The sequence below is a fragment of the Streptomyces sp. NPDC055506 genome (assembly GCF_053643595.1).
In genome coordinates, this window is sequence record NZ_JBSHKH010000001.1 from 83,278 (window position 1) to 102,131 (window position 18,854).

17 protein-coding genes and 1 pseudogene are annotated in these 18,854 nt (G+C 68.4%); 9 read left to right on the plus strand and 9 right to left on the minus strand.

The window, feature by feature from the left end:
• Positions 1-404 precede the first annotated feature (404 nt).
• The 3 genes from ACWIF2_RS00365 to ACWIF2_RS00375 all read left to right on the plus strand — a co-directional run bounded on the left by ACWIF2_RS00365 (position 405) and on the right by ACWIF2_RS00375 (position 3,157).
• Positions 405-1,313, plus strand: coding sequence for an SDR family oxidoreductase (locus tag ACWIF2_RS00365; RefSeq protein WP_382498458.1), 909 nt, complete (start codon positions 405-407; stop codon positions 1,311-1,313).
• Between the two features lie 366 nt (positions 1,314-1,679).
• Positions 1,680-2,660 carry an alcohol dehydrogenase catalytic domain-containing protein gene (locus ACWIF2_RS00370; protein ID WP_454357850.1) on the plus strand — a complete coding sequence of 327 codons (981 nt, stop codon included), beginning with the start codon at positions 1,680-1,682 and terminating at the stop codon, positions 2,658-2,660.
• A 65-nt stretch (positions 2,661-2,725) separates the two neighbouring features.
• Entirely contained in the window at positions 2,726-3,157 is a 432-nt protein-coding gene (locus ACWIF2_RS00375) for a YybH family protein (protein ID WP_382498459.1), read from the plus strand.
• A gap of 129 nt (positions 3,158-3,286) precedes the next feature.
• Here the strand turns inward: ACWIF2_RS00375 and ACWIF2_RS00380 are convergent, their stop codons facing one another.
• Entirely contained in the window at positions 3,287-4,231 is a 945-nt protein-coding gene (locus ACWIF2_RS00380; RefSeq protein ID WP_454357777.1) for a helix-turn-helix domain-containing protein, read from the minus strand.
• 108 nt (positions 4,232-4,339) lie between these two features.
• On the opposite strand from ACWIF2_RS00380, the gene ACWIF2_RS00385 reads away from it, so the two are divergent.
• The 6 genes from ACWIF2_RS00385 to ACWIF2_RS00410 all read left to right on the plus strand — a co-directional run bounded on the left by ACWIF2_RS00385 (position 4,340) and on the right by ACWIF2_RS00410 (position 10,353).
• Positions 4,340-4,735: an MmcQ/YjbR family DNA-binding protein gene (locus tag ACWIF2_RS00385; protein ID WP_454357778.1), complete on the plus strand. Its 396-nt coding sequence runs from the start codon at positions 4,340-4,342 to the stop codon at positions 4,733-4,735.
• Positions 4,736-5,057: 322 nt separating this feature from the next.
• Positions 5,058-6,068, plus strand: a complete 1,011-nt coding sequence (locus ACWIF2_RS00390; protein ID WP_454357779.1) for an RNA-binding protein — start codon at positions 5,058-5,060, stop codon at positions 6,066-6,068.
• A gap of 677 nt (positions 6,069-6,745) precedes the next feature.
• Entirely contained in the window at positions 6,746-7,561 is an 816-nt protein-coding gene (locus ACWIF2_RS00395) for an oxidoreductase (protein WP_382498472.1), read from the plus strand.
• Between the two features lie 74 nt (positions 7,562-7,635).
• Positions 7,636-8,547: an alpha/beta hydrolase gene (locus ACWIF2_RS00400; RefSeq protein ID WP_454357780.1), complete on the plus strand. Its 912-nt coding sequence runs from the start codon at positions 7,636-7,638 to the stop codon at positions 8,545-8,547.
• A gap of 73 nt (positions 8,548-8,620) precedes the next feature.
• The gene (locus ACWIF2_RS00405) at positions 8,621-9,634 is read left to right on the plus strand and encodes an NADP-dependent oxidoreductase (RefSeq protein ID WP_454357781.1); all 1,014 of its coding nucleotides are present in this window, start codon (positions 8,621-8,623) and stop codon (positions 9,632-9,634) included.
• A 128-nt stretch (positions 9,635-9,762) separates the two neighbouring features.
• Positions 9,763-10,353: a TetR/AcrR family transcriptional regulator gene (locus ACWIF2_RS00410; RefSeq protein ID WP_454357782.1), complete on the plus strand. Its 591-nt coding sequence runs from the start codon at positions 9,763-9,765 to the stop codon at positions 10,351-10,353.
• A gap of 941 nt (positions 10,354-11,294) precedes the next feature.
• On the opposite strand, the gene ACWIF2_RS00415 is transcribed toward ACWIF2_RS00410, so the two are convergent.
• The 8 genes and pseudogenes from ACWIF2_RS00415 to ACWIF2_RS00450 all read right to left on the minus strand — a co-directional run bounded on the left by ACWIF2_RS00415 (position 11,295) and on the right by ACWIF2_RS00450 (position 18,751).
• Complete coding sequence (locus ACWIF2_RS00415) at positions 11,295-12,299, minus strand: nitroreductase family protein (RefSeq protein ID WP_454357783.1); 1,005 nt, start codon at positions 12,297-12,299, stop codon at positions 11,295-11,297.
• Positions 12,296-13,636, minus strand: coding sequence for an NtaA/DmoA family FMN-dependent monooxygenase (locus ACWIF2_RS00420; protein ID WP_454357784.1), 1,341 nt, complete (start codon positions 13,634-13,636; stop codon positions 12,296-12,298). The genes ACWIF2_RS00415 and ACWIF2_RS00420 overlap by 4 nt, the downstream gene beginning before the upstream one ends.
• Positions 13,637-13,834: 198 nt before the next feature.
• Positions 13,835-14,569 (minus strand): NADPH-dependent F420 reductase, encoded by a 735-nt coding sequence (locus tag ACWIF2_RS00425; RefSeq protein WP_454357785.1) that lies wholly within the window; start codon positions 14,567-14,569, stop codon positions 13,835-13,837.
• A gap of 133 nt (positions 14,570-14,702) precedes the next feature.
• Positions 14,703-15,299 carry a TetR/AcrR family transcriptional regulator gene (locus tag ACWIF2_RS00430; RefSeq protein WP_454357786.1) on the minus strand — a complete coding sequence of 199 codons (597 nt, stop codon included), beginning with the start codon at positions 15,297-15,299 and terminating at the stop codon, positions 14,703-14,705.
• Between the two features lie 116 nt (positions 15,300-15,415).
• Positions 15,416-15,949 carry a CocE/NonD family hydrolase gene (locus ACWIF2_RS00435; protein WP_454357851.1) on the minus strand — a complete coding sequence of 178 codons (534 nt, stop codon included), beginning with the start codon at positions 15,947-15,949 and terminating at the stop codon, positions 15,416-15,418.
• Positions 15,950-15,970: 21 nt separating this feature from the next.
• Positions 15,971-17,017: pseudogene (locus tag ACWIF2_RS00440) on the minus strand (CocE/NonD family hydrolase); the annotation flags it as partial.
• A 128-nt stretch (positions 17,018-17,145) separates the two neighbouring features.
• Complete coding sequence (locus ACWIF2_RS00445; RefSeq protein ID WP_454357787.1) at positions 17,146-18,024, minus strand: alpha/beta fold hydrolase; 879 nt, start codon at positions 18,022-18,024, stop codon at positions 17,146-17,148.
• A gap of 25 nt (positions 18,025-18,049) precedes the next feature.
• The gene (locus tag ACWIF2_RS00450; protein ID WP_454357788.1) at positions 18,050-18,751 is read right to left on the minus strand and encodes an SDR family oxidoreductase; all 702 of its coding nucleotides are present in this window, start codon (positions 18,749-18,751) and stop codon (positions 18,050-18,052) included.
• Between the last annotated feature and the right edge of the window lie 103 nt (positions 18,752-18,854).

The following is an 18,854-nucleotide window of genomic DNA, read 5'->3' on the forward strand; positions in this document are numbered from 1 at the left end:
TGCTGCAGAGCACTCGGCTCACGAGGCCCGTGCTGAGCGGAGCCAGGCTTCCCGCCTGTCGGAAGAAGCCCGGTGAGCCGAGCCGGTGGATGTGGCGGGACTCCCGCTCACTCCGTACGTCAGGGAGAACGGGGCTGAGCGGGGCCTCAGTGTCAGGGGCAAGCGCGCGTCGTCCCGGTGGAAGCAGGACGGAACTCATTCGGGCGCAGGGTGACACCCCTGCATGGCCGGCGAGCCCTTCTCCATGCCAACTGGCTGTACATCGAGGACGGACGCATCACCCGCGTCCGGGTCGCCTTCGACCTCCGAAAGCTCCTGCAGGCCGACGGCTCCCACGTCCCGCGGCCACCACTGCTCCGCCCAACCAATCCCCCACCACTGACCTGATGAAAGGTGACACCCCCATGACCACCACCCTCCCCGTCCTCGTCGTCGGCGCGACCGGCTCCCTCGGCGGCAAGGTCGTCGACGAACTGCTCAAGCGCGGCAAGAACGTCCGCGCCCTGGTCCGGCCGACCACCGACGCGAGCAGGCTCGAAAACCGGGGCGTCGAGATCGCCCGCGGCGACATGCTCGACCTCGACTCACTCGTCGCTGCCATGAACGGCGCCGATGCCGTCATCACCACCGCTGCCGGCTACACCCGGGGCGGCAAGAACGCGCAGGACATCGACACCGTCGGTAACGCCAACCTCGCCGAGGCCGCCCATCGCACCGGCATCCGGCGGTTCGTCCTGACCAGCATCCTCACCAGCGACCAGACCCCCCAAGTCCCGCACTTCTGGCACAAGAAGATCGCCGAGGACAAGCTCGAACAGCTCGGCGTCCCGTTCGTCGCGCTGCGCCCGGGGGCATTCCTCGACCAGGTCGCGAGCATGGCGGGCGACCCGGTCGACAAGGGCCGCATGTTGTGGATCGGCAAGGCCACCGTCCCGCTGACCTTCGTCCACACCTCCGATCTCGCGGCATACCTGGCGGCCGCCGTCGACGCCGAGGCCGACAACGGTGAGCGGATTGACATCGGCTGGGACCGTCCGGTCAGCATGCGAGAGGTGGCCGACGTGATGGGCCACCGGGCCGGAAAGAAGATCAAGGTGTGGGCCGTCCCGTCCGCCGTCGCCCGCGCCGCGGGAGCCGTCGCCGGCCGCTTCATGCCCCTGATCAAGGACATGGCCGCGATGTTCCGCTGGTTCGAGACCGGGCGCTACGTCGCCGACCCCCGCCGTCAGGAGCAGCTGTTCGGCCCCGTGCCCACGGCCGAGGACGCCCTCGCCCGGTTCACCGATGAGTTGCGCACCGCACAGCACCGGTGACAGACCCGCGTCCTATTCTCGCGGCCTGGCGGCCTGACCAGGACGCCTCGGGCCCATCCCTCCTGGTCGAACCGCTCCACAACCGTTCCGGCCGAGCGAACGGGGGGGACGGCGGGGGCGCTCAGGCTTCCCCTCGGGATGAGGGGCCCGAAGCCTTGCGATCGCGGGGCTTCACCGGTGTCCTCCATTGACGATCAGATGTCCGCAACTGACTGCGGGATTCGCTGGATGTCGACAGAAGATCGAGAGGTGCTGCGGCGACCAGTCGCTGCGGGCCGCAGGGTGGCGACCCTGCGGGTCGTCCTCGATGAGTAAGGAATTGGCATGGGCAAGCGTGCAGCGTCCGCAGCCGCCGCCACTACGGCGATGCGAGCGGTTGTCGTCACTCAGCCCGGCGGCCTGGATGCCCTTCACGTCACCACGGTGCCGATGCCCGAGCCGCAGCCCGGGTGGGTGCGCATCAAGGTGATGGCGTTCGGCGTCAACGAGTCCGAGGTCACCACCCGAAAGGGCGAGTCAGACTCGGAGGTCACCTATCCGCGCATCCCCGGCATCGAGGGCGTCGGTGTGGTCGATCAGGCCGACGAGGACAGCGGGCTGCGCCCGGGGCAGCAGGTGGCGACCATGATGGGCGGCATGGGCCGGTCCTTCGACGGCTCGTACGCGCAGTACGTGACCGTCCCCGCGGGGCAGGTCATCCCGTTCGAGACCGGCCTCCCGTGGGAAGTGGTCGGCGCGCTGCCGGAGATGTTCCAGACCGCCTACGGCTCCCTCGCCACGGGCCTCGGTCTGCAGGCGGGGCAGACGCTGCTGATCCGCGGCGGCACCTCCACGGTCGGGCTGAGCGCGGCCACGATCGCGAAGGACCTCGGAGCCACCGTGCTGTCCACCACTCGCAGCCCGGACCGGGCCGGGGAACTGCGGGCCATCGGTGTCGACCATCCACTGGTCGACAACGGCGCCATCGCCGACCAGGTGCGCGAGCTGATGCCGGACGGAGTCGACGCCGTACTGGAACTGGTGGGCTGCTCGGCCCTCGCCGACACCTTCCGCACCGTCCGCAGTCACGGCACCGTCTGCTTCACAGGAGCCCTGGCGGGCCAGTGGACGATCCCCGACTTCACCCCGTTCATGATCCCCAACGGGGTGCGGCTGACCAGCTACGCGGGCGGGGCCACCGACCTGCCGGCGCAGGTCTTCCAGCAGCAACTGCAAGCCATCGCCGCCGGACGGCTCAAGGCCCCGGTCGCGAAGGTCTACCACGGCCTGCGGCAGGTGCGCGATGCCCAGGCCGACGTCGAGGCCGGCACGACGCCGGGCAAGCACGTGGTGCTGCTCGACGACTGAGAAACACACCCATCCGCCGCCGGTCGCAGCCGGCCGGCAGCGGCATGCACGAAAAGGAGACTGTCATGGGCGTCAACAAGGAAGAAATCAGCAAGACCATCCTGGAACTGGAGAAGTCCTTCAACGAGCGGTGGAGCGTCGGCGACAACCGCGGCTACCTCGACAACTACGCCGAGGAGATCAGCTACTTCGACCCCATCGAAAAGGACCTGGTCGTCGGCCGTGACGCGACCGTCGCCCACATCGAGGCGATCTACTCCAACCCGCACATCGTGCGCAACGAGTACCTCAACCCCGTCGTGCACGTCAGCGACGACGGTGACTTCGCCGTCCTGGCCTACAACCTGAACACCTTCGTGCTCGACGACAACGGCAACGAGCGGCAGCTGCGCGCCTGGAACGCCACCGAGGCGTACCGGCTGATCGACGGCCAGTGGCGCATCGTGCACTCCAACTGGGCGTTCGCCCAGACCGCGACAGGCGCGATCGCGTCCTGACCGGGGATCCGAGATGACGTACCCCGGCCAGTGAGCGGTCGATCGACGGCGGCGGCCGACCCGGCCCATGTTCCGGACGCGATCAAGGCCGTGGCGGCCGGGCGGGTGCGAACTTGTGCCGCGCCCGCCTCACATGCCGGTCCTGGCTTCGCGGGCCGCGAAGGCGGCCGGGGTGAGACGGGTGTGGCCACGGAAGAAGCGGCCGAAGTTCGCGGGATCGGTGAACCCGAGATGGACGGCCACAGCCCGGGCGTCCCAACCGGCACCTCTCAGCAGGCGCCGGGCTTCGAGCAGCCGCCGCTCGTCGATGACTTCACGCACCCCCTTGCCGGTGGCGTCCCGGGCCGCGCGGCTGAGGGTGCGAACCGAACAGCCGAGCAGCCCGGCATAGTCCGCAGCCCGGTGCAGTTCCCGGAAGTGCAGCTCCAGGGCGTCCACGAACCGTGCGTACATGTCTCGGCGGCCCGTACCGCCCGCCGCCGTGCCGGTGGGGGTGACATCGGGGGAGTTGGCGAGGCGCAGCAGCAGCGATTCGAGCAGGCTGCGCCGCAGGGCGTGGTGGACATCGAGCCGGCGGCGCCCCAGTGCACGGTGCTCGTCCAGGAGCTGGAGCGCCGTCTGCCGCAGCCAGGCCGCGTCATCGGGGTGCGGGTTCAGTACGGCAGGGGCCTCGTGCGCGGTGAGCGGGGCCAGCAGGCGGGCGGCGTCGGACGTCAGCACGTCCGGCTCGAACAGGATGAACAAGCCGCGGACGACACCCGGCGGATGCCAGCACTGCGCGTGCCCGGGACGCACCCACAGCCACTGGCCGCGTGCGACGGTCCGCGTGACGTGGTCGACATCGTGGAGCAGCTCACCCTCGGTCACCAGGATCAGGTAGTGGAAGGTGGCGCGGCCCGGACGAGGCGGATTCCACGGCCAGTCGTCGTGCTCGGCGAAGAAGTCCTCGACGGTGCTCACCTCAAGGCCGTACGGAGTGCCGACCGGGGGCTGGAAACCGTACAGCGGAACCGCGGCCTGCTCGCTGCGTCCGACGCGTGGAGAACGCCCGGGGTGTCGCTTGTCGACCATCACGTGTCCGTAGTTTACCGCCCGTTCCGCCCGCGTCGCTGGAGGATGGGGCGTGACGTCCGCGTCCCTGGCCTACGCCCTGCCCGCTACCACCCGAGGAAGGAAACACTCATGAACGGATCGACCCTGCAGACGTTCGCCGCCGAGTGCGCGGAGGAACTTGCCGGAGCGCAGCTGGAGCATCCCTTCGGCCCGGACTGGGAGGTCTTCAAGGTACGAGGCAAGGTGTTCATGCTGATGACCGAGGTCCCCGGGCGCCCCGTCGTGATCCTGAAGGCGGAACCCGGCGAGGCCCAGGCTCTCCGGGAAAACAACAGCCACATCACCCCCGGCTACCACATGAACAAGAAACACTGGATCCAGCTGGAGGGCGGGACAGGCGTCTACAAGGAGCTCGTCAGGGAGCTCGTCACCGACTCCTACCTGCTCGTCGTCGCCCACCTGCCCAAGGCTGCGCAGCCCGTAGACCCGCACACCTACGGCACCAGCACGCAGGCGGCCCGGTGAGCGCGGCCGGTGACCGCTCCAGGACCCCGCCCGCAAGGCGGCCCTCGCCCTGCCCGACGTCAGCCACGGACGCCCCTTCACCCCCGGACTCGACGTCGTCACCGATGACCCGGACGAACAGGTCATCACGGTCAAGTGCGAGCCCGAGCACGCGCGGGCGCTGGAGCGCGGCTACGCCTCGATCGGCCTGGGCGCCATAGGCAGCCGGGCCGGCTACTAGGCCGAGACGCTCCTGGTTCATCGGAACCAGTCGTATGCGGGGCAAGCTGACGCTCGTAGCAATTCCTCGCGGGGCGGCACAAGCGTGCTGGATGATGGGGCGGTGCAGCTCCCCTACGTCTACCGCGTCACCAAGTACGACCCCGCCGACCGTGACGAACACGGGCATTACATCGGCAGGGAGGACACCGTCAGCGATCACGGCGAGGTCGAGGCGGCTTATCTTCAGGCGGTAGCGGCCTTCGCCGGGGACACTGGCGTCGATCACCTGGCCGTACGTGAACCACAGGTCCCGTCCTTCGCGCACTTCGGTGTGGAGCCTGCGGTGGACGGCTTTGGGTTGGACGGGCTTTTCCCTGCCGGCCCTACCGGTTTTCACGATGGGGCAGAAGTACCGCTCGAAGTCGGGCTGCAGCTGGTGCGCGCCATGTTGCGCGACATCGGCGCCTGGTGCCGGCTGGAGGCGGAAGGCGTGTTCGCAGTCCACGTGGGATGGGACCAGTACCTCTACATCAGCAGCAGCCGGCCTTGCGAGGAGGCGTTGGCCCGCACGCGGGAGCGGGGACTGTTCCCGGAACGCCTGGACGCCTCCCCGTACGCCTTCGAGGCCGAGGAGGAAGAGCAGGTCATCCAGCGGCCCGGCGATGACCACTTCTGGGCCGACCTGCACACGGCAGTCGCCACCGGCCGTGCCGGAATCCTGGAAGAGACGTATCTCGAAGGTGCCTCACGATGGCACCACCTCACCATCGACACCATCGACCCCGTTCGCGTTGGACTGGCTCCCCGGGCCCGTCTCGCCGTCTGGCCGCCCCTGTCCACCGACATCGACGCCGTCCTGAGAGCCCTGCCCGCTGACGGCCTCGTCGAAGGCGTGTGGCAGGACGACGACGGCAACATCCGCAGCGCCATCGCCGACGAGGACGCGTTCCCCGAACTGACCGCCCGGATATCCCGTTCCCATGCCGCAGCGCTCCTGTCTGTATATGCGGGTGAATCTGTGCCTCTGTGTACTGCTGTCATGCCCGACAACGACGGAGTCCTACGGGCTCGTTGGCGAACCGAGCCGACGCCGAGCGACCGCGACTGGGCACTTCGTCAGCCCCAAGAGTGAGCGCTTCGACCGGTCTGTCTCAGATTGATGGCCGAACGGCCATCGAGTGGCCATCGGTCGTGAGATTCGGCCACTGAATCTGAGATCCCACAGCTGTTGCTGCTCGGGGTTGCTGCGGATGTCAGTCATGCCCCGAACCCTCTGGTCCGGCGCCATCAGCTTCCGCCTGGTCGCTTATCTGAACTAAAACCCGTAGCCGGGCTGTTGCTGGCCCACCTTGACCAGTTCGCCCCAGATGCGATTCGCGCCGGTTCCCGGCTTCACGGAAAACGTGCCGCGACCCGGGACGAGTCGCTGGCGTTCTTCGACATTACGGACCGCCCGCGAGTCACCGAGCCATTCGTCCGCCAGCGTCGACCTCCGTCGCATACGGAGCAACGGCGTCAGCGCGTGAAGCTGTGCGCGGCACGCGGGAACCCGTCCCGCATCTCGTGCCGTCCGTCATCGGTGCGGCATCCCGGCCCGGCGCCGCAGGCACCTTCTCCGCGTGCCCGGACAGGGAGTACCGAGCCGCATCGGCGACCTGGCGCATTCGTCGCCTGCTGGCCCCTCCTCCCGCACCAAGCCGCAGGTTCCCGGCGATCGCCGAAGCGGCTCCTTGCCACCCGCGCCGTCCCGCAATAGTCTTACGGTCGTAAGTTAAACGATCGTAATTTAAATGAGGCAGGGAGCCTGTCATGGCGACACATCGGCCGGTAGCGCTCGTAACGGGGGCGTCTTCGGGGATCGGTAACACAACCGCTCGCGCCTTCGTCACAGCCGGGTTCGAGGTGATCGGAACCGGACGGAACACCTCGGGACTCACCCCGCCCGCCGGTGTGACCTTCCTCGACCTCGACGTGACCAGTGACGAATCCGTCACCACCGCAGTCCAGGAAGTGATCAAACGGTTCGGACGGATCGACGTCCTCGTCAACAACGCCGGTCTCGGCTCCGCCGGCGCCGCCGAGGAGAACTCCGTCGCCCAGGCCCAGAGCCTCTTCAACCTCAACTTCTTCGGTCTCGTCCGCATGACGAAGGCCGTCCTGCCGCACATGCGCGCCCAGGGCCGTGGACGCATCATCAACCTCTCGTCCGTCCTCGGCGTCATCCCGCAGCCCTACATGGCCCTCTACGTCGCCGCGAAGCACGCCATCGAGGGCTACTCCGAGTCCCTGGACCACGAGGTCCGCGAGCACGGCGTCCGCGTTCTGCTCGTCGAGCCCGGCTACACCCGGACCGCCTTCGACGCCAATGCCGCGCAGCCCGACACCCCGCTGCCGCTGTATGCGGAGCGGCGGCGTGTCTTCGACGAAGTGGTCGCTGCGGCTATGAAGAGCGGCGACGACCCTGCCGTCGTCGCCAAGGAGATTGTCACGGCAGCCACCGCCCCGAAGCCGAAGCTGCGCTACACCGCCGGTCCGCTCGCCTCACGCATCACCACCGCGCGACGCCTCGTCCCCACCGGGATCTTCGACAAGCAGATCCGCAGATTCAACCGGATGCCCGGCTGACGTCGCACCCGGCCCATCGACCTGCAGTGCGCGTGAGAGGCGCGTTCAGCTCTGACCTGACAAGGAGCATCCACATGGGAATCAGCACGGAAGCACAGCAGTTCGCGCAGTTCCTCGAAAGCGTGCGCGCGAAGGCGTCGACACCGGGCCTCGACCTGGCCGTCGTCCGCGACATCGTCGACACGCATGCTTCGGCATCGACCGAGCCGGAAGGCGTCACCTACGCCGACGTGGACGCGGACGGCGTCCCCGCCCTGTGGGCCATCCCCGAGAGCGCCGATCCCGACAAGGCGCTGCTCCACTTCCACTTCGGTGGATCGGTCGCCGCCTCGATCACATCGGATCGCAAGGCCGCCGGCCACATTGCCAAGGCGGCCGGAGCCCGCTCACTCGTCGTGGGCTTCCGCCTGGCGCCCGAGCACCCCCACCCGGCGCAGATCGACGACGCCGAAACCGCCTACCGGTGGCTGCTCGCACAGGGCTACGAGCCGCGGAACATCGGCAGCACCGGCCACTCCATCGGAGGCACCCTCGCGGTCGCGCTGCCGCTGCGCCTGCTCGCCAGGGGCGAGGCCGCCCCTGGGGCGATCATCAGCATCTCGCCCTGGACCGACCTCACCATCAGCAACCCGAAGGTGGACGAGAACGAGGAACTCGACAAGATGCTCAGCCGGGACATCCTCGAGCAGTTCCGAGCGGCTTGGCTGCAGGACCCCGGCGTGGACTTCACCGACCCCGACATCAGCATCCTCAACGCCGACCTGACCGGCCTGCCGCCCACGGCCCTCCACTACGGAGAGTACGAGGCGCTTGCCGGCGAGGGCGCCGACTTCGGCCGCCGACTCGCCGACTTCAAGATCCTCTCCGAGGTCCGCCCACTGCCCGAGGGGCAGCACTCGTTCATCCTGGGCGCGGGGCGCGTGCCCGAGGTGGACCGGGCGATCGAGCAGATGGGTCAGTGGCTTCGACGGCACCTCGGCAGCTGATGCGGGGGCCGGCCCGGCATGCGCATCGTCCGCCGAAAGGCAATCAAAAAGATCACACAAAGGGATGGCTGACATGAAGGCATTCATCGTCGAGAAGTACAGCAAGGACGGCCTACGCGCCGCAGACGTTCCCGAGCCCACCGTAGGCGACGGCGACGTCCTGGTTCGAGTGAGCGCCACCAGCATCAACCCGCTGGATAAAATGGTCCGCAACGGGGAGTTCAAACGACTCCTGACGTACAAGCTTCCGTTCGTGCTCGGCCACGACGTCGCCGGCATTGTGACGCAGGTCGGGTCGGCCGTGCGCGACGTAAAAGTCGGCGCCGAGGTCTACGCACGTCCCCGCGACCTGCGGATCGGAGGCTTCGCCGAGTTCATTGCGATCGACCAGGACGACGTCTCACCCAAGCCGGAGTCACTCACCCTCCGCGAGGCGGCCGCGGTGCCGCTGGTGGCCCTGGCAGCCTGGCAGATCCTCGTCGACCACGCCCACGTGAAGCCGGGCCAGAAGGTGCTCATCCATGCCGGTGCCGGCGGACTTGGATCGACCGCCATCCAGCTCGCCAAGCACCTCGGCGCCACAGTGGCGACGACCGCGAAAACTGATTCCGAGAAGCTGGTCAGGAGCCTCGGCGCCGACATCGTCGTCGACTACACCAAGGAGGACTTCTCGCAGGTGCTGTCCGGCTACGACCTGGTGCTGGACTCGGTGGGTGGAGTCAACCTCGAGAAATCGCTGACCGTGCTGAAGCCCGGCGGCCTGGCCATCAGTGTCGTCGGCCCGCCGGACGCCGCGTTCGCCAAGCAGCTCGGCGCCCCATCCCTTCTGGGCCTGGTCATGAACATGCTCAGTCGCAAGATCCGCAAGCAGGCCAAGGCCCTGGGCGTGCGCTACCAGTTCTTCTTCATGCAGGCGAACGGCGCCCAGCTGCACGAGCTCGCCGCCCTCTACGACAACGGACAGCTCCGCCCGGTCATTGACCGAACGTTCCCCTTCGACCAGACACTCGAAGCGATGGCGCACGTCGAGCAGGGCCGCACCACGGCCGGAAAGGTCGTGATCTCGATGGCGCCCGACAACGACTGAATCGGGCCGGGCCGAGAGAAGGCGTGTCGGTACTCCTATACACCATCGGCACATCATTGGAGTACGTTCGCAATCCAATACGATGGCGAAGCGCGGGTGACCTTTCCGGCGCACAAAGGAGCAAGCGCGTGGCGCGTTACGGGAAAGAGCACAAGCAGGCGACGAGGCAGCGGATCATCGAGACCGCCGGCCGCCGGTTCAAGCGGGACGGTATCGACGGCTCGGGCATCTCGACGCTGATGGCGGACGCCGGACTGACCAACGGCGCCTTCTACGCCCACTTCGCATCCAAGGACGACCTCGTGGCCACCGCGGTCGCGGACCAGTTGCGCACCCAGTACGCGAACGTCATCGAGCAGGCGGCCCCCGGCATCGCCGGAGTCGAGCAGATCGTACGGTGGTATCTGTCGCCCCAGCACCGCGACAGTCCCGACGACGGCTGCCCCTCCGCGGCACTCCTCGACGAGATCGGGCGCTGCGCGGACGAGACCAAGCAGGCGTACACCGACGGCGTGCTCGCCGTCATCGACGGTATCACCGCTCGCCTGGCGCCCGCCGATCCGCGCTCGGTGCACACGAAGACCCTCAGCGTCTACGCCATGATGGTCGGAACGCTGCAGCTCTCCCGCGCCCTGACCGACCGGCGACTCTCCGACGAACTCCTCGACGAGGGCATCCGCAACGCCCTCACTCTGCTCGGCGTACAGGAGTCCCGCTGACGCGCCGCAGAACCACCCGGCAGCCTCGACGAGCCGCTCCACACCACGCCCCGGCCGGGTGGTTTCGTAGGCGAGAGCGAGCAACGTTTGTCGACGGTCCTGGACGGCACTCAGCGATCAGACAGCTCGAAAATCGCGCCTGGCCGGTCCGAACCCGACACTCGGATCTTCGGCCTGCCCACCCTCAACCCACGGCACGAAAACGGTCCACCGAATCCGTCGGCGGACCGTCATCAGCGTTCGAGGCTGACGCGCTGCTCGACGGGTTGAGCCCGAAAAGTCGATTGAACCGCGAGATCTGACCCAGGACGACCACCTCACGCTCCGTCAGAAACAGCGTCGAACGAGCGTCAAGACATTTACCGAACCCGTCCCTCACGGAGTTGAGGCAGAGCGTTCTCGACCCACGCCCCCGCTGCGAAACCGCAGGTGAGGCACGAGGCAGGAACCTGCAGCACGCTCCACGCGGTGGACCTACGGAAACATGTCGACACGTCCCGCCCGCAACCTGGGGAATTGAAAATCACCAGGTCAGAGGCCCTTTGCTGCGGGCTCAAGAATAGCCACGCACTCCACGTGCGACGTCATCGGAAAGACGTCACAACGCCCGCACTGGGGAGAATCTGCAGGTCAAGCCCCATTTAGCGCCCCGTAAGACGGAGCTTCAGGGGCCCGGAGCGTCAATCGAGCGTCACGACAGTTGCCAGAACATGGCCTACTGACAGCGAACGCGACCAATGCGGTCTCGTTGGCAATGAAGGTCAGGAAGTGTTCGACCTCGCGTTCTTGGCGGTGGTGCAGCCGACGGCATCCGTCGACCCGACCGCCATCCGCTGGCTCGGGCCGACGGGTTGACCGGTACTCCAGCAGAGATCATGGCGCGTCCCGTCGTCCCGGCGAGTAGATCGTTCGTTCCCGGAGGCACATCTGCCGCTCATGGCCTAAGGGCTGTCGAGGACGCCGGGCGTGTCGTGCAGGGCCACGCTGTGATGGAGCGGGATGCGTCCCATGTTGATGTCGTGCATGGGTGATGTCTGATCGCCGATGCCGAAGGCGAGACCGAACAGCAGCTTGAGATCGTCGGGGACGCCGAGGGACCTGCGCACCGTGTCGGCGTAGACGCCGAGGACAGCCTGCGGGATGCCGCGGTATCCGCGTGCGGTCAGCGACAGCAGGAAGTTCTGGGCGTACATGCCGATGTCCCCGGCCGTTCGCACCCCGTCGCCGAGCACCGGCATGAAGAGGAGGGCGACGTGCGGCGCTCCGTAGAACCTCAGGTTCTCGCGGATGACCTCCTTCCTGCCCTCACGGTCCGAGCGCTCGACGCCACGGGCCCCGTAGACGATGGCCGCGTGCTGGTGCGACCGCTCCTGGTAGATGCCTTCGCCGTAGCCGGAGGTGAAGTCGGGTGAGGTCCGCTCTTCCTCGTACGCCGTGAGCAGTTCATGGCTCAGGGCGTCCCGTGCCGCGCCGGAGACGATGTGCACGTTCCACGGTTGGGTGTTGCTGTTCGAGGGGGCTGTCTGCGCGTCGTCCAGGACGCCGCGGATGTCCGTGGCGGGCAGCGGAGTGGGCAGGAACTGCCGGGGGGAGTTCCGGCTCCGCGCGAGATCGGTGAAGAACGAGGCGGTGGTTGGCAAAGCGGTTCCCTTCTGGAGTGTTGCTTCCGGTTGTTGCCGCGTCGGCTGCCGAAGGTGAGCTGGCAGCAGCCGGATCAGATGGATGGCTTGGCCGGTGCGGCGGATGATCGCCAGCGGATGTGACTGGTTGTCCAGCGACACCAGCACCATCGGGGGCGTCAGGGACAGGGAGGCGAAGGCGCTGACCGTGGTGCCGGGCGGGCGTCGGCCTTCAGGGCGTGACCACGGCGACCGGGGAGGCGACGGCTCCATGGCGTCGCGGAATGCCTGCCGGGCCGAGGTGTCGGGCATCGGAGTCGCGCTCATGACCGGGACGCATCGCTGACGCGCGGGTCGAGCCCGTACTGCCGGCGGGCTCCGAGGTGGTCGCGCAGGGTGGGGCCCTCGTAGTCGAGGTGGAACAGGCCGCGTTCCTGCAAGAGCGGGACGACCTGGTCGACGAAGGCGTCCACGCCGTCGTGGTAGCCGTCGATGGCGAGCGAGAAGCCGTCGCAGGCTCCGGCTTCGAACCACTGCTGCATGTGGTCGGCCACGTCGGCGGCGGTGCCGGCCACGACCGGGTGGTAGTCGATGACGCCGTGGGCGAGCACGTCGCGCAGGCTCCAGCCTTCGCGGGCCACCTGAAGGGCGCGTGCGGAGCGCGGGTCGTGCGGGCTGGCTACGGCGTCGGCGAGCTGGCGTGCGTCCAGGGACTCGTCGATCTGGTCGTGGTCGAGCGGCAGGCCGATCATCGCGCCGAGGTAGCGCACCCGTTGGCGCAGATCGACGGACTCGTCCAGGAAGCGGCGCCGGTCGAGCGCGGCCCGGCGGGACGAGGCGATGGTCGGCATGAAACCGGCGAACATCTTCACCTCGTCCGGGTCGCGTCCGGCGCGTTTGGCAGCGTCCCGCAGGGCGTTGCGCTGGGCCTGGCCGTCTTCGATCGTGTAGGGGTTGGCGTAGACGCCATCCGCGTGACGGCCCGCCAGTTCCAGGCCGTAACTGCCGCCTCCGGCCTGGAAGATGACGGGCTGGCCATGCTCGGACGGCGGGATGGGCAGCGGACCGCGGGAGGCGACGTGACGGCCCTGGAGGCTGACGGGCTGGATCTTGTCCATGTCGGCGAACCGCTTGCCGGGGATGTCACGGACCCAGGCGTCCTTCTCCCAGCTACCCCACAACGCCTGCACGATCTGGACGACCTCATGCGCGCGCTCGTACTTCTGCTCGCGCGGCGGTATCTGCCGGCCGAAGTTCGCCGCAGCGGCGGGGTCCGAGGTGGTGACCGCGTTCCAGCCGGCCCGGCCGTGGCTAATCATGTCTAGCGCCTTGAACTGCCGGGCAAGGGTGTAGGGCTCGTTGAAGGTGGTGGAGGCGGTGGCGACCAGGCCGATCCGCTCGGTCTCGCGCGCGATGACCGTCATGACCAGCAGCGGGTCGATCGGGAAGTGCGGGGCCTGGTCTTCGAGGTCCACGTCCAGGACCGGGGTGTCCGCGAAGAACAGCAGCTGGATCTTGCCGCGCTCGGCCGCCTGCGCGTAGCGCACGAACTGATCCATGTCCGTGTAGCTGGACAGATTCGCACCGGGAAGGCGCCATGCCCCGGGTTCGGCTCCGTAGCCGCTGGTGAACTGCATGCACAGAAGCATCTGCCGGGGTGTCATGGACGCTCCTCCAAACGAGGCGAAACAAAACGGAAGCAGCCTCCGTTTACCTTCCCGACAATACGGAGGCTACCTCCGCATTGTCAAAAGGCCGGAGCGGCGAGCCCTTGGACCTGGCCGCGACGCTGCGTGCGAGGGGAGCCCTCAGGGGCTCCTCGTCTCGTACGGGGTGTGCGCCGCGGCCGGCGGCGGGCGTCGTCACCTGTGGGCTGCGCGGTTCATCTCGACGACGTCCTCCAGGGTGGGATCGGCGCCGAGGGCGGCGAAGCGGTCCGCCATGCTGTCCCGGACGGCCGCATCCTTGACGCGGTCGGCCGCGGCCAAGGCCGCCGGAAGCTCATCCAGGGTCAGTTCGGTGCAGTAGGCGGGACCCATGGGCTGCTGACGCCAGGAGCCGGCCAGGGTGCCGGCGTCGTAGGGGTCGAACCCGGTGTCGTCGACCAGGCGCATGGCCACGCGCTTGGCCTCTTCGGAATCGCCGGCGACGGGGATGGCCATGCGGCCCGGAGTGCCCGCCGGGACGCCCTTCGTTCGCTGGGTCTCGGCCAGGGCGGCGTTCCATGCCTTGACCACAGGGCGCCCGAGGAGTTGGGAGGTGTGCACACTCTCCACCGCCCCGTTCTCCACTGCCTCGATCCGCCCGTTGAGGTGCGGGTAGTAGTTGGAGGTGTCGATGACCACTGTCTCGGCGGGGACGGACGCGAAGAGGTCTGCCAGTTGCCCCGCGACTCCGAAGGGAATGGCCAGGATGACGGCCTCCCTGTCCTTTACCGCATCCTCAAGTGCCACGGCACGGGCACCACTCTTCAGCAAGTCGGACGCGACGGCTTCAGGGCCACGGGCATCCGCCACGTCGACGTCGTGACCGGCCCCGGCGAGCTTCCGGACGAGGTTGCCGCCGATGACCCCGGCACCGATAACAGAAATTTTCACGATTTGTCCTTTGGGAAGTTGCACCGCTCCCAGAGCGGCGCGGTGTGATCACTTGGGTGACGAGGGCGCCGAGCATCCCGGTCTCCGGACATGCAGAGACCGCGCTGGGGTTCCGGTGATCGTCAGGTGGGACTTACGCCCGGGCGTCCCGGTTGCTGTAGCCGGTGGCGATGAGCGCGCGAACGCGGTTCAGCGACTCCTCGCCGGCGGCGCCTGCACCCTTGAGCCAGGCGACCGAGATGGCCGCGAGGAACAGGTCGTAGCCCTGCACCGACTCGCGCACGCACCCGGTCCGCTGGGCGGCGCGCACGTATGCGTCAGTGGCGGTGATGACGGTGTCACACGGGAGCGTGAGCGGGTTGTCCGGATCCTGGGCCCTGGCCGCGGCCATGAGCGGTTCCGGCAGTCCGCTGAACGCGCTGAAGTACTCTTCCAGCGCGCGCAGCCACTGCTCGAGCGCCTTGTCGGCGTCCCCGAGCCGCGCGATCTCCTCCTGGCGCGCCACCAGTTCTTCGGAGCGCGTCTGCAGCACGGCCGCCAACAGTGCTTCCCGGGTGGGGAAATGCCGGTACAAGGTGCCGGGCCCGACGCCCGCCTCCTTGGCCACCGCCTCCAGGGACGTACCGACCCCGTACTTCAGGAAGTGACGCTGCGCTGCTTCCAGGAGGGCGGCACGATTGCGCTGGACATCCGCGCGAGGCTTGCGCCCCTGCTGTCCACTGGCACTCATACGCACTCCTGGTCATGCGATCCTGCAGCCACCATAAAACGGAGGCTGCCTCCGTACTGATTCCACAGTAAAGCGGAGGCAGCATCCGGTCAAGCGGCTTCCGCCCCGAACACCCGTCAGCGGGGGGCCGCAACCACCGGCAGCACGATGCGGGAAGGGCGGTCTGGGTCGTGGAAGAGCTGCTGGCGGGCCACGCGGGCAGTGGTCGCATCATGCTCGGGCTCGCCCGTGTTGAGGTTGCGGTCCCAGCGCGGGAAGTTGCTGGAGGTGACCTGGACCCGTATGCGGTGCCCCGCCCGGCAGACGATGCTGGTCGACCACAGGTCCACGACGTGCTCGGCGGCTTCACCGGGCGTCGCCGCCCGTACCCGCACGATGCCGTCGGTCACATTCCGGGAGACGCCGTTCTCGTCGACGTCGCACAGGCGGGCCCCCAGTCGGTCGACGGGCCGTCCGTGGCGGCGAAGAGCACCGCCTTGACGCGGCCTGTCACCTCGACGTCCTCGGCGAGCGGTTCGGTGGTGAAGACCAGGACATCCTCGCGCGCCTCCACGGCCGCCTGGTCGACCGGGCCGGGAGGGAAGTCGTCCGGCCATGAGAAGCCCGCCGCCCATGAGAAGCGCGCCCCCGGTGGTGGGGACCGGGTCCATGGGGTCGTACGTGAACTCCTCGGCCCGCTCGGCAGTGGACGGCGGCTCAGGGGTCAGGCGTCCGTCCGCGCGCAGGTGGAAGTCCGTGTCCACGGCCCGCGACAGGGGCCATTCCGTCTCCTCGCGCCACTGGTTGGCGCCCATGACGAACAGCAGCACCTTGCCCGCGTCCGGCTCCACGGCCTCGCCGTCGCCGATCGTGCGCTTGAACCAGTCGAGCTGCATGTCCGTCAGGCGCCCGCGCATGGCCATGAAGTCGGAGTGCGCGCCGAAGCCGAAGTTGACGTCCCCGACTACGTGCCGCCAGTTGGTGTGGGTCCACGGGCCCATGATCAGCGTGGCGGGCCGGCCGACCCGGCGCATGGCGGTGAAGTTGTCGAGCGTGCCCTGGCTGAAGATGTCGTACCAGCCGCCGACCTGGAAGGTGGGCAGATCGACTTCGTCGTGCCGGCCCACGACTCGGCACGACTCCGCCCACTCGGGTTCGCGGCGGGAGCGTTCGTAGCCGAGCTCAGGCAGGTCGTGCCGGGCGAACGCGGGAAACCGCCCGGCGGGCAGGGCGCGGTAACCGTCGTCCGCCAGGCCGTCGAAGTCCCCTATGAGTCCGGTGATGCCGTTCACGAGTCCGTCGAGGTCGGTACTGTGACGGCGCATCAAGGTGTCGGCACCCTGGAGGAGGGACCAGGGGACGCTGAGGCCGAGTTCGACGGCGCCCCCGCGCGTCCACAGTCCGTCGTCCGGATCGGCCCACGTGATCATCGGCGCGATGGCCTTCAGCTCCGGCGGCTTCGACAGTGCCGCCATCCACTGGGTGTTGCCGAATTAACTGCCTCCGGTCATGCCGACCGATCCATTGGAGCCAGGGAGGGCGGCAGCCCACCGCACGGTGTCGTAACCGTCGCTTTCCTCGTGCGTGAACGGCTCCCACTCCCCCTCGGAGGCGAACCGGCCGCGCGAGTCCTGGACGACCACCATGAACCCGCGCCGGGCAGCCGCCAGCGGATCGAGCATGACGGTCATCATGGGCGTCTGCTTGCCGTAGGGCAGCCGGCTCAGAAGCACGGCCACGGCCCTGTGCCGCCGGGCCGGTAGACAAACGCGCGCAGCACCGTGCCATCGCGCATCCGCGCCGGAACATCGACCTCGATCTGGATGTCCGTCATGCTCTGCCCCTTGTCAGGTCGGGTATCGCTGGGTCAGGCCGTCGCGGTCAGCAGGTCGGCCAGCACGTCGGGCCGTTCCAGGGCGATGAAGTGGCCAGCCTTCGGCACCTGTGTGAAGTCCGCGGCAGGCAGCAGCTCCTTGTTGGCCTGCCGGTCCGAGGGACGGGACCAGTCCTTCTCGCCGTAGACGAAGTGGACCGGCGCCTCGACCTCGCGATAGCGCGAGCGCGCAGCGATGAGGCTGGGCAGGGCTTGGTACACGGCCCGGGCGACGGTCGGGTAGCCCGGTCGGGCGCCCACCCGGAGGAGCTCGTCCACGTAGTCCTCCCGCAGCGCGCTCGTGTCGCCGAGCCCACCCTGAAGGATCCTGCTGAGGGCGGGCCTGGGCTCCACCCCGGCGATCACCGGGCCCACCCCCGGGGCGAGAACACCGCTGATCACCACCCGGGCGAGGAGGCTGGAGCGGGCGATGCCGCCGCGGAAGTCGTAGGTGTTGACCGCGACGACGCGCCGTACCCGCTCCGGCAGGTCGGCCGCGGTGGTCAGGGCGAGCACCGCTCCCATGGACTCCCCGGCCAACGTCACGTCGTGGAGGTCGAGTTCGGTGAGCATCCGCTCGACGCCCGCGCGCATGGCCGGCTCGTCGTACGAGGCGCCGGGCACGATCTCGGAGTAGCCCATCCCCGGCAGGTCGAGGGCGTACACGGTGTAGTGGTCCGCGATCAGCGGGACGAGGTGGCGGAAGTGCTCGGCCTGGGTGCGCACGGTGTGCAGCAGGACCAGGGGGGCGCCGGTGCCCGCCTTGAGGTAGCGCAGTGTCCCCTCGCGGCCGCCACGTCCTGGACGTGGAGCGAGGGTGTGGCTGGTGGTCCCCGGGATGTGGATCGTGGGACGTGACTCGGGGGCGGTCATCTCGCCGACTCCTTGCGTGAGGGGGTTACTTGGCCAGTTGGGGGTACAGACCGGCCAGGTCACCGGCGAGGCCCGCCTTGACCTGGCGGGAGATGTCGTCGGCGAGCACCTCGTGAGTGCCCGTCTCGATGCCGTCGAGGGCGAGCGCGGCCACGTCACGGGGGTCGGACTTGGGTGCGTCGACGCCCGCCGCGAGGTCGGTGTCGACGTAGCCGACGTGCAGGCCGGTGACGGCGATGCCGCGCGGCAGCAGTTCCAGGCGCAGGGAGTTGGTCTGTGACCACAGGGCGGCCTTGGAGGCGCTGTAGGAGCCGCCGAGCGCGAGCCAGGAGAGCACGGAGTGCACGTTGAGGAGGTGGCCGCCGCCGTTGCGCTCGATGACCGGTACAAAGGCCCGCGTGAGCAGGAGGGGGCCGTAGAAGTTGGTCTCGAGCTCCCGGCGTACGTCGCCGACCGGGGAGCCGAGGAAGGATGCGCCGACCGAGGCGCCGGCGTTGTTGATCAGCACGGTGACGTCTTGTGCCTGAGCGGCGGCCGCCGCCACGGACGCCGGGTCAGTGACCTCCAGCGCCACCGGGACCGCATCCGGGTGCGTCACGCTGCGCGGGTCGCGGGCTGTGGCGTAGACCCTGCCGGCGCCGCGCGCGTACAGCTCCTCCACCAGGGCCTTACCGATACCTCGGCTGCCGCCGGTGACGAAGACGTTTGCGCCTTTCAGAGCGGTCATGACTGACTCCAGACTTCACAGAATGAGAAACCGATCGGTTTCCACCACGGTAAACCGATCGGTTTCCAAGCGCAAGCCGAGCCACTCCCCCTGCATCAGCCGG

Coding starts and splice junctions, on each gene's coding strand:
- ACWIF2_RS00365 (WP_382498458.1), top strand. CDS start 405: ATGACCACCACCCTCCCCGTCCTCGTCGTCGGCGCGACCGGCTCCCTC.
- ACWIF2_RS00370 (WP_454357850.1), top strand. CDS start 1,680: ATGCGAGCGGTTGTCGTCACTCAGCCCGGCGGCCTGGATGCCCTTCAC.
- ACWIF2_RS00375 (WP_382498459.1), top strand. CDS start 2,726: ATGGGCGTCAACAAGGAAGAAATCAGCAAGACCATCCTGGAACTGGAG.
- ACWIF2_RS00385 (WP_454357778.1), top strand. CDS start 4,340: ATGAACGGATCGACCCTGCAGACGTTCGCCGCCGAGTGCGCGGAGGAA.
- ACWIF2_RS00395 (WP_382498472.1), top strand. CDS start 6,746: ATGGCGACACATCGGCCGGTAGCGCTCGTAACGGGGGCGTCTTCGGGG.
- ACWIF2_RS00400 (WP_454357780.1), top strand. CDS start 7,636: ATGGGAATCAGCACGGAAGCACAGCAGTTCGCGCAGTTCCTCGAAAGC.
- ACWIF2_RS00405 (WP_454357781.1), top strand. CDS start 8,621: ATGAAGGCATTCATCGTCGAGAAGTACAGCAAGGACGGCCTACGCGCC.
- ACWIF2_RS00415 (WP_454357783.1), bottom strand. CDS start 12,299: ATGAGCGCGACTCCGATGCCCGACACCTCGGCCCGGCAGGCATTCCGC.
- ACWIF2_RS00420 (WP_454357784.1), bottom strand. CDS start 13,636: ATGACACCCCGGCAGATGCTTCTGTGCATGCAGTTCACCAGCGGCTAC.
- ACWIF2_RS00430 (WP_454357786.1), bottom strand. CDS start 15,299: ATGAGTGCCAGTGGACAGCAGGGGCGCAAGCCTCGCGCGGATGTCCAG.
- ACWIF2_RS00435 (WP_454357851.1), bottom strand. CDS start 15,949: ATGGACCCGGTCCCCACCACCGGGGGCGCGCTTCTCATGGGCGGCGGG.
- ACWIF2_RS00445 (WP_454357787.1), bottom strand. CDS start 18,024: ATGACCGCCCCCGAGTCACGTCCCACGATCCACATCCCGGGGACCACC.
- ACWIF2_RS00450 (WP_454357788.1), bottom strand. CDS start 18,751: ATGACCGCTCTGAAAGGCGCAAACGTCTTCGTCACCGGCGGCAGCCGA.